Raw genomic sequence first — 8,602 nt, 5'->3', positions numbered from 1 at the left:
TCGATCACCCCAGCCGCTACCAAACTGCACGGGCCGGTCTGGCCGCCTCAACGGCGGCCACACTCTACCGCGCCAGTCAGATATGAAGATACAAGCCCGGCACCGCCACCGCGGTGGGTGCCGGCAAGGGGCTCCGGCATCCGCCCGCCCTTTGGCCCCAGGCGACGCACCACTTTCTGGCAAACTGCGCCGCTTTCCAGGCCCACCATGACCACCGCTTCCCACGCCCAAGGCAATCTGCGCAGCATCGTCTCGATGCTGCTGGCGGTGATGTTCTTCGCCTTCATGGACGCGGTGCTCAAGACCCTGTCACCGCACTACCCGCCTTTGCAGATCGCCTGCCTGCGCGGGCTGACCGCACTGCCGCTGGTGCTCGCCTATGTGCACTGGCGCGGCGCCTGGCACAAGCTGCGCCGCCTGCGCTGGTCACTGCACATCCTGCGCGGCGTGCTGGGCATCACCATGCTGGCGCTGTTCACCCGCGGCGTGGGCGAGCTGCCGCTGTCGGCCGCCTACACGCTGTTTTTCATCGCGCCCCTGCTGATCACGGCCCTGTCGGTGCCGGTGCTTGGAGAACGCGTGCCGCGGGCGCACTGGTGGGCCATCGCGGCCGGCTTTGTCGGCGTGGTGGTGGCGCTGCGTCCCAGCGGCGCCGACCTGCAGGCCGGATTCGCCTCGCCAGGCGGCCTGGCCATCCTGGGCGCTGCGCTGTGTTACGCCGTGACCGCTGTCGCCGGGCGACTGCTCAGCCGCAGCGACAGCCTGGAATCACTGATCCTGACCATGATGGTGTTCATCGGTGTCGGCGCCGGCCTGCTGGCCGCCCCGCAGTGGGTACCGGTATCGGCCAGCCACGCCTGGCTGCTGCTGGCGCTGGCCGTGACCGGCTTTCTGGGCCAGTTGGCCATCAATGACGCCTTCCGCCATGGTCAGGCCAGCGCCGTCGCCCCTTTTGAATACACCGCCCTGGCCTGGGGCGTGGGCCTGGACTGGCTGCTCTGGCAGACCCTGCCCGATGCCTCCACCTGGTACGGTGCCGCCATCATCGTCGGCAGTGGCCTCTACATCGTGCGGCGCGAAAAGCGCATCAGCGAAGCGCACGCCACCGCCGAACACCCCTGAGGCGGCACCAGTTCCCCTGCTTCAGCGCACCATGCGCAGCGCCTCTTCGACGTAGCGGTAGACCTCGTCGCGGATCTGCGCATGGCGCGTGCGCTCCTGCGTGCGGTACTGGCCCAGGCGCACGATCACCAGCGCCTCGGAAGGCACCACGATCACGTACTGCCCCAGGTGGCCCTGCAGAAAGTAGAACGGTGGCGCGTGGTCCGGGTCCATCCAGAGGCCGTGGCCGTAGAAGCGTGCCAGACCATTGGGCTGGGTGATGCGCTGGACAAACGCGGCCGGCAACAGCGCCTGGCCGTTCCATTGCCCGTCCTGCAGCAGCAGTTGCCCGATGCGGGCCATGTCGCGGGCGCGGCTGTGCACGCAGCAGTAGGCCATTTCCATGCCGCCCTGCTCGCGCGGACGGTCCAGGCTCCAGCTGGCGTCGGCCAGACCCAGCGGCTGCCACAGGCGCTGGCTCAGATAGCGGGACAGGCTCTGCCCCGGATCGCGCTCTCGCAGGGCGCGCTGCAGCGCCACGGCCAGCACCTGGGTGGAGGCGCTGCTGTATTCGAAGGCGGTGCCGGGTGCGCGCTCGAAACCCTGGCGCAGCACCACGCCCGCAGCGTCACCGCCAAAGTACAGCTCGGTGGTGGGATTCAGCGGCAGGTAGTAGTTTTCCGTCCATTCGTGCCCGGAGGTCATGGCCGAAAACTGCGCCAGCGTGGCCTGCGCCCCGAGCGGGTGGCCGGCGTATTCGGGCAGCCAGCGCGCGGCAGGCGCGTCGAAGTCCGGCAGGATGCCGTCGGCCACCGCCGCGCCAGCCAGCAGTGTGGTCAGCGTCTTGACCATCGAAAACCCGTTGGTGCGGCTTTCGGCGCTGTAGGGCGCGAAATAGGTTTCGTGGATCAGTTCGCCCCGGTGCGCCACCAGGAAGGCGGCGCTGCGGTGTTCGCTCAGGTACGCGCGCAGGGATTCGGACAGCGGGCGCTGCACGGCCGCCACGGGCCAGGGCTGGGGCCTGCCGCCCGCGATCACGGCCTGCGGAAAATTGCGCGCGTCGTCGATGTGGGCGGTGTTGTGGCCGTCCAGATAGGTGTGGCGCAGCGCGGTCCAGAAATAGCCGTGCCCCGTCAACTGGATAGCCGCAGCCGCCAGCACCAGCAAGCCCAGAATCGCCAGAAAAGCCCGGCGCAGCCAGCGTGCCATGTATGTCTCCTCGTTGTAAGTATGTTGGTCGTCCTGCTCTTTATGCTGCTCGCTCGCCGTACGCAATCCGACGCGCGTTGCCTCCATCACCAGGGCACCGCGGAACCGGCTCTGCCGGGCCGCAGGTGCCGTCCCCCTCCCAGCGGCGAAGCCGCGCCAGAGAGGGGGAAGCCGCATCAGCGGCGCAGGGGGTGCACCCTCCACCTTCGCAGGGGGTGCCTACTTCATCACGCCGGTGTCGGCCAAGATCGCGTCCAGCGGCACGTCGTGCGGTTCGGGCACCAGATCGGGCACGTAGCCGAAGTCGTAGGCCAGCCCCACCGTGAACGGCTTGGGCTGCAGGCTGGCCAGCGTGCGGTCGTAGAAGCCGCCGCCGTAGCCCAGCCGGTAGCCCCCCGGGCCGAAACCCACGCAGGGCACGAAGATCAGCGTGGGCACCACGATTTCGGTGTCCTTGGGCTTGGGAATGCCGTAGGCGTCTTCTTCCATGGGACAGCCGGGGTACCAGCTGTAGAAGGTGAGGGTCTTGTCCACCTTGTTGACCACCGGCAGACCGATGCGCCGCTGCCGGGCGGCGCTTTGGGCGTCTTCCTCCAGCCCCGCCTCCTGCCAGCGGAACAGTGCCGGCAGCGGATCGAATTCGCCCTTGATCGGCCAGTAGGCGCCGATCACGGTGTCCGGCCGGTGGATCAGCCAGACGCGCATCACACGCTGCAGCAGGTCGTTGCGCCAGGCGCGGTCGGCCAGGCCCTGGCGCTTGTCGATCAGGGCCTTGCGCCAGGCGGCCTTGGGGTTGTCCCGGTCGTGGGCAGGGGAACCTTCTGCGTCTTTGTTGTCCATAATCCTGTGATGATTCTGGTGAGCTTGAAGCGGGGCCTTGTGCCCATTATGGCTGCGCTGCTGCTGCCCCTGGCGCCGGCCAGCCACGCCCTGGCCCAGGCCCCCGGCGACGCGGCGCTGCTGCAAATGCGCGACGCCTTCCGGCGCGGCGACACCGGCACGCTGTCGGCCACCCTGCCCCGCCTGCGCGGCCACCTGCTGGAGCCGCTGGCCGTGTACTGGGAGATGCGCGCCCGGCTCGACAAGGCCAGCCCCGAAGACATCCGCGCGGCGCTGGCGCGGCAGGCCGGCAGCTACTGGGAAGACCGTCTGCGCAACGACTGGCTGCTGCAACTGGGCAAGAGCCGCGACTGGGCCCGTTTTGCCGCCGAGGCGCCGCAATTCCGCATGAACGACGACCGGCAGGTGCGTTGTTACACGCTGATGCTCGACGCCGCCGCGCAGCGCCTGCCCGCCGAAACCGCCGCCCGCGAGGTGGGCAAACTCTGGCTGGCCCAGCCCGACGCCGACGACGGCTGCGCCACCGCCGCCGAAGCGCTGCTGCGCAGCGGCCACCTGGGCCAGGACACCGCCTGGCAACGGGCGCGTCTGGCACTGGAAGCCGGCAAACCCCGTGCCGCCGTGCAGGCCATCGCCCTGATCGACCCCGACCGCGCCCAGCAGCTCGACGCCATCGCCCAGAACCCGGCCCGCTACCTGGACGACAAATTCACCGCCCTCCGGCCGCGCACCAAGGAACTGGTCACGCTGGCCCTGGTGCGGCTGGCCAGCACCGATCTGGACGCCGCCATTGCCGAGATGAACCACACGCGCTGGCGCGCCCAGCTCACCCAGGAAGAGCGCAGCTGGGTCTGGGGCGTGATCGGCAAACGCGCAGCCCAGCGCCTGCAGGACAACGCGCTCGACCATTTCGCCAAAGGCCAGGCGGCCTACATGGCGCCCGACCACCTGGCCTGGCGCGCCCGCGCCGGCCTGCGCGCCGGCCAGTGGAGCGTGGTGCGCGAGGCCATCGCGGCCATGCCTGCCGAGCAGCAGCAGGAGCCGGCCTGGGTCTACTGGCGCGCGCGCAGCCTGCAAACCCTGCCCGAGCTGGACCCGATCGCCGCCAAGGCCCAGGCGCTCGCGCTGTACGAATCGCTGGCCTCGCCGCGCAGCTTCTACGGCCAACTCGCGCTGGAGGCCCTGGGCCGCCGCGTGACCGCACCCGCCCCACCACCGCCGCTGACCGCCACCGAAGCCGCCACCGCCGCGCGCGACCCCAGCCTGCAGCGCGCCCAGGCCGCGCTGGCCCTGGGCCTGCGCAGCGAAGGCGTGCGCGAATGGAACTACGCCGTGGCGCTGCACACCCCGGGTGGCCTCGAAGACCGCGAGTTGCTGGCCGCCGCCGCCCTGGCCTGCAGCCAGGAAATCTGGGACCGCTGCATCAACACCAGCGAACGCACGCGCGACGTGTTCGACGTCTCGCAGCGTTTTCCCACCCCACACCGCGACCTGGTGGTGCGGCGCGCGCGCGAGATCGGGCTCGACCCGGCCTACGTGTACGGCCTGATCCGCCAGGAAAGCCGTTTCGTCACCGAAGCGCGATCCGGCGTCGGCGCCTCCGGGCTGATGCAGGTGATGCCGGCCACCGCACGCTGGACCGCACGCAAGATCGGCCTGACCGACTTCCAGCCCGGCCAGATCAGCGAGCGCGACACCAACATTCTCATTGGCACCGCCTATCTGAAGTTCGCGCTCGACGACTTCGAAGGCTCGCTGCCAATGGCCGCGGCGGCCTACAACGCCGGTCCGAACCGGCCACGTGCCTGGCGCAACGGGCCGACGCTGCCGGCCGAGATCTGGGTGGAAAACATCCCGTTCGCGGAAACCCGCGACTACGTGCAGAAAGTGCTGTCCAACACCACGCTCTACGCCGCCGCGCTCAGCGGGCAGCCGCAGTCGTTGCAGGCGCGGCTGGGCACGGTGGGCCCGCGCCAGGCCACGGCAGCAGCGATCAACGGCGACCTGCCCTGAGAGCGCCCGCCATGCCCGGCTCCACAGCGCCCATCCTGGTTTTAGGCGGCACCGGTTTCGTCGGCCGCCATGTGTGCGAGCGCCTGGTCCGCGCTGGCCACCGTGTCACCGTGCCCACCCGCCGGGCCGCCAACGCCCGGGCCATCCAGCACCTGCCCGGCCTGAGCGTTTGCGAAGCGAACGTGCACGACGCCGCCGCGCTGCGCCGCCTGCTGCCCGGGCATGGCGCCGTCGTCAACCTCGTGGCCATCCTGCAAGGCACGGAAGCTGCCTTTGAACGCGCCCATGTGGCGCTGCCGCACACCCTGGCCCAGGCCTGCATGGCCTGCGGCGTCGACCGCGTGGTGCATGTCAGCGCCCTCGGCGCCGACCCCGAAGGCCCTTCCCGCTACCAGCGCAGCAAAGGCCGGGGCGAAGCCGTGCTGCAGGCGGCCGGCCTGCGCCTGACCGTGCTGCGGCCGAGCGTGATCTTCGGCGACGGCGACCGCTTCCTCCACCTGTTTGCCCGGCTCCAGGCGGTGCTGCCCGTGCTGCCGCTGGCCGGCGCCGGCGCGCGCTTCCAGCCGGTCTGGGTCGAAGACGTGGCCGAGGCCATCGTGCGCTGCCTGCCACCCGATGCCCGCGCGCGCGCAAGCCAGGGCCAGATCCTCGAATGCGCCGGCCCCGAGGTGCTGACACTGGCCGATCTGGTGCGCCTGGCCGGTCGCCACGGCAGCCACCAGCGCCCGGTGTGGCCCCTGCCCGCCGCGCTGGGCCGCCTGCAGGCGCTGGCCATGGAATGCCTGCCCGGCGAGCCCTTGATGAGCCGCGACAACCTGGCGTCCATGCAGGTCGACAACGTCGCCTCCGGCCAGTGGCCCGGCCTCGACAGCCTGGGCATCCGGGCCGCATCGGTACACGCCATCGCGCCCACCTACCTGAACCCCGCACGCGACCACGGACTGGCCCTGCGCGCCCGCGGGCCGCGTTGAAAGCATCATTGGCCGCCGGATTCCGCATCAATCCCGCACCCGGCAGGCGCCAGAATCCGGTCCTATCCTGACCCACGGAGCCCCCTATGTCCCTGCAACTCTTCATCGGCAACAAGAACTACTCGTCCTGGTCCATGCGCCCCTGGGTCCTGCTGACCCAGGCCGGCATTCCGTTCGAGGAAGTGATGGTGCGCTTCGACGCGTTCGATGCCGACTCGACCTTCAAGCAGACCGTCGGCGCCATCAACCCGGTGGGCAAGGTGCCGGTGCTGATCGACGACGGCTTCGCCGTCTGGGACACGCTGGCGATCGCGGAATACCTGGCCGAGCGCTTCCCCGAGAAGCGGCTCTGGCCGGCCGATGCCCGCGCGCGGGCCCGCGCGCGCAGCGTCTGCGCCGAGATGCACAGCGGCTTCGGCGCGCTGCGCAACCACTGCGCCATGAACATCGAGGCTTCGCTGCCCGAGGTGGGCCGCATCGTCTGGCGCGACCAGGCTGGCGTGCGCGCCGACGTGGCCCGCCTCGAAGCCATGTGGACCGAACTGCTGGCCGAACACGGCGGCCCGCTGCTGTTCGGCGATTTCAGCATCGCCGACGCCTACTTTGCCCCGGTCTGCTCGCGACTGCGCACCTACGCCCTGCCCGTCAGCCCGACCGTGGCCGCCTACGTCGACCGCGTGCTGGCGCTGCCGGGCGTGCAAGCCTGGGTGCAACAGGCACTGACCGAGCACGACTTCGTGGCGATGGACGAGCCTTACCGCGCCAGCCGCTGACCGCACCACGCCGGCCGCCACCGCGGCTGGCCTACACTGCCCGCATGGACATCTATCTCGTGGGCGGCGCGGTGCGCGACGCCCTGCTTGCCCGCCAGGCCCAGCGGCCTGCAGGCAGCCATTTCGACCGCGACTGGGTGGTCGTCGGGGCCACGCCCGAGGCCATGACCGCACAGGGTTTCCTGCCCGTGGGCAAGGACTTCCCGGTCTTTCTGCACCCGCAGACGCGCGAGGAATACGCGCTGGCGCGCACCGAACGCAAGACCGCCCCGGGCTACCACGGCTTCCACTTTCACACCGACCCCGGCGTCACGCTGGAAGAGGACCTGGCCCGGCGCGACCTGACGATCAACGCCATGGCGGTGGCCCAGGCCGATGCCGACGACCCTGCTGGCGCGCCCCTGATCGACCCCCACGGTGGCCAGGCCGATCTGCGGGCGGGCGTGCTGCGCCACGTGACCGGCGCCTTCGCCGAAGACCCGGTGCGCATCCTGCGGCTGGCGCGGTTTGCCGCGCGTTTCCCGACCTTCACCGTGGCGCCGGAAACCCTGGCGCTGATGCAGGACATGGTGGCCGCGGGCGAGGTCGACCACCTGGTGCCCGAGCGGGTCTGGCAGGAACTCGCGCGCGGCCTGATGGAGCCGCGCCCTTCACGCATGTTCGAGGTGCTGCGCGACTGTGGCGCGCTGGCCCGGCTGCTGCCCGAGGTGCAGCGCCTGTGGGGCGTGCCGCAGCGTGCCGACTACCACCCGGAGGTGGACACCGGCGTGCACCTGATGATGGTGCTGGACATGGCGGCGCGCCTGGGCGCGAGCCTGCCGGTGCGTTTTGCCTGCCTGTGCCACGACCTGGGCAAGGGCACCACACCGGCCGACGTGCTGCCGCGCCACATCGGGCACGAGGTGCGCAGCGCCCGCCTGCTGCAGGCGGTGTGCGAGCGCTGGCGCGTACCGCGCGAGTGCCGCGAGCTGGCCGACGTGGTGGCGCGCGAACACGGCAACATCCACCGCAGCACCGACCTCAACGCGGCGGCCCTGCTGCGATTGCTGGAGCGCTGCGACGCGCTGCGCCGCCCCGAGCGGTTTGCCGACGTGCTGCTGGCCTGCGAATGCGATGCCCGTGGCCGCCTGGGTTTCGACGACAGCGCCTACCCGCAGCGCGACCGCCTGCAGGCGGTGCTGGCGGCCGCGCTGTCGGTGGAAACAGCCCCGATCGCACGCGCGGTGCAGCAGCAGTCCCCCGCGCCCCGCAACCCGGGCGAGACCATTGCGGCGGCGATTGCCACCGCGCGTACCCGGGCCATCGACACGATGCGGTCTGCCGCGGCCTAAGCCAGCGCGCGCGCGGCGCCCAGCAGCGCCGGCGACTGCGGTGACGTGATCACCCAGACCGGAATGTCCGCCAGGTAGGCGCGGTAGCGGCCCTTGCGCTCGAAACGCGCGCGGAACGGCGAGCGGTCGAACCAGTCGCCCAGGCGCGGCACGATGCCGCCCCCCACGTACACGCCGCCCCGGGCGCCCAGCGTCAACGCCAGGTTGCCGGCCACCGAGCCCAGCAGCGCGCAGAACAGGGTGAGCGCTTCCTGCGCCTGCGGCAGCCCGCTGGCCAGCGCCGCCGCCGTCACCTCCGCCGACGTGGCCGGGGCGGCGACGCCATCGGCCGCGCACAGGATCTGGCAGGCTTCGAGCAGCCCCG

General features: G+C 71.0%; 8 protein-coding genes. 5 read left to right on the top strand and 3 right to left on the bottom strand.

Features of this window, described 5'->3' with window-relative positions:
- Positions 1 to 207 precede the first annotated feature (207 nt).
- Positions 208 to 1,122 (top strand): DMT family transporter, encoded by a 915-nt coding sequence (locus QQK43_RS22005; RefSeq protein WP_284309481.1) that lies wholly within the window; start codon positions 208 to 210, stop codon positions 1,120 to 1,122.
- 21 nt (positions 1,123 to 1,143) lie between these two features.
- Here the strand turns inward: QQK43_RS22005 and QQK43_RS22000 are convergent, their stop codons facing one another.
- Entirely contained in the window at positions 1,144 to 2,310 is a 1,167-nt protein-coding gene (locus QQK43_RS22000) for a serine hydrolase domain-containing protein (RefSeq protein WP_284309480.1), read from the bottom strand.
- Between the two features lie 219 nt (positions 2,311 to 2,529).
- The gene (locus QQK43_RS21995; RefSeq protein ID WP_284309479.1) at positions 2,530 to 3,150 is read right to left on the bottom strand and encodes a 5-formyltetrahydrofolate cyclo-ligase; all 621 of its coding nucleotides are present in this window, start codon (positions 3,148 to 3,150) and stop codon (positions 2,530 to 2,532) included.
- Positions 3,151 to 3,198: 48 nt separating this feature from the next.
- Here QQK43_RS21995 and QQK43_RS21990 point away from each other — a divergent pair, with 48 nt between their 5' ends.
- From QQK43_RS21990 to QQK43_RS21975, 4 genes are all read left to right on the top strand, one after another.
- On the top strand, positions 3,199 to 5,163 hold the full coding sequence (locus QQK43_RS21990) for a lytic transglycosylase domain-containing protein (RefSeq protein WP_234267079.1): 1,965 nt from the start codon (positions 3,199 to 3,201) through the stop codon (positions 5,161 to 5,163).
- 11 nt (positions 5,164 to 5,174) lie between these two features.
- Entirely contained in the window at positions 5,175 to 6,134 is a 960-nt protein-coding gene (locus QQK43_RS21985) for a complex I NDUFA9 subunit family protein (protein ID WP_234267078.1), read from the top strand.
- An 86-nt stretch (positions 6,135 to 6,220) separates the two neighbouring features.
- A complete protein-coding gene (locus tag QQK43_RS21980; RefSeq protein WP_234267076.1) occupies positions 6,221 to 6,907 on the top strand; it encodes a glutathione S-transferase family protein in 687 nt (228 codons plus the stop codon).
- A 44-nt stretch (positions 6,908 to 6,951) separates the two neighbouring features.
- The gene (locus QQK43_RS21975) at positions 6,952 to 8,238 is read left to right on the top strand and encodes a multifunctional CCA addition/repair protein (RefSeq protein ID WP_234267075.1); all 1,287 of its coding nucleotides are present in this window, start codon (positions 6,952 to 6,954) and stop codon (positions 8,236 to 8,238) included.
- Here QQK43_RS21975 and QQK43_RS21970 read toward each other — a convergent pair.
- The coding region (locus QQK43_RS21970) for a glucokinase (protein WP_284309478.1) at positions 8,235 to 8,602 on the bottom strand (368 nt) is incomplete at its 5' end. The two genes, QQK43_RS21975 and QQK43_RS21970, sit on opposite strands and share 4 nt — an antisense overlap.

Origin of the sequence: Hydrogenophaga electricum (genome assembly GCF_030160815.1) — a bacterium.
In the GTDB taxonomy this organism is placed as follows: domain Bacteria; phylum Pseudomonadota; class Gammaproteobacteria; order Burkholderiales; family Burkholderiaceae_C; genus Hydrogenophaga; species Hydrogenophaga electricum.
The sequence above is the reverse complement of the archived record's forward strand: the minus strand, read 5'-3'. Positions and strand labels throughout refer to the sequence as shown.

Bases quoted from the DNA above. Each gene is read 5' to 3' on its own strand.
- QQK43_RS22000 (WP_284309480.1), bottom strand. From the start codon at position 2,310: ATGGCACGCTGGCTGCGCCGGGCTTTTCTGGCGATTCTGGGCTTGCTG.
- QQK43_RS22005 (WP_284309481.1), top strand. From the start codon at position 208: ATGACCACCGCTTCCCACGCCCAAGGCAATCTGCGCAGCATCGTCTCG.
- QQK43_RS21995 (WP_284309479.1), bottom strand. From the start codon at position 3,150: ATGGACAACAAAGACGCAGAAGGTTCCCCTGCCCACGACCGGGACAAC.
- QQK43_RS21985 (WP_234267078.1), top strand. From the start codon at position 5,175: ATGCCCGGCTCCACAGCGCCCATCCTGGTTTTAGGCGGCACCGGTTTC.
- QQK43_RS21975 (WP_234267075.1), top strand. From the start codon at position 6,952: ATGGACATCTATCTCGTGGGCGGCGCGGTGCGCGACGCCCTGCTTGCC.
- QQK43_RS21990 (WP_234267079.1), top strand. From the start codon at position 3,199: ATGGCTGCGCTGCTGCTGCCCCTGGCGCCGGCCAGCCACGCCCTGGCC.
- QQK43_RS21980 (WP_234267076.1), top strand. From the start codon at position 6,221: ATGTCCCTGCAACTCTTCATCGGCAACAAGAACTACTCGTCCTGGTCC.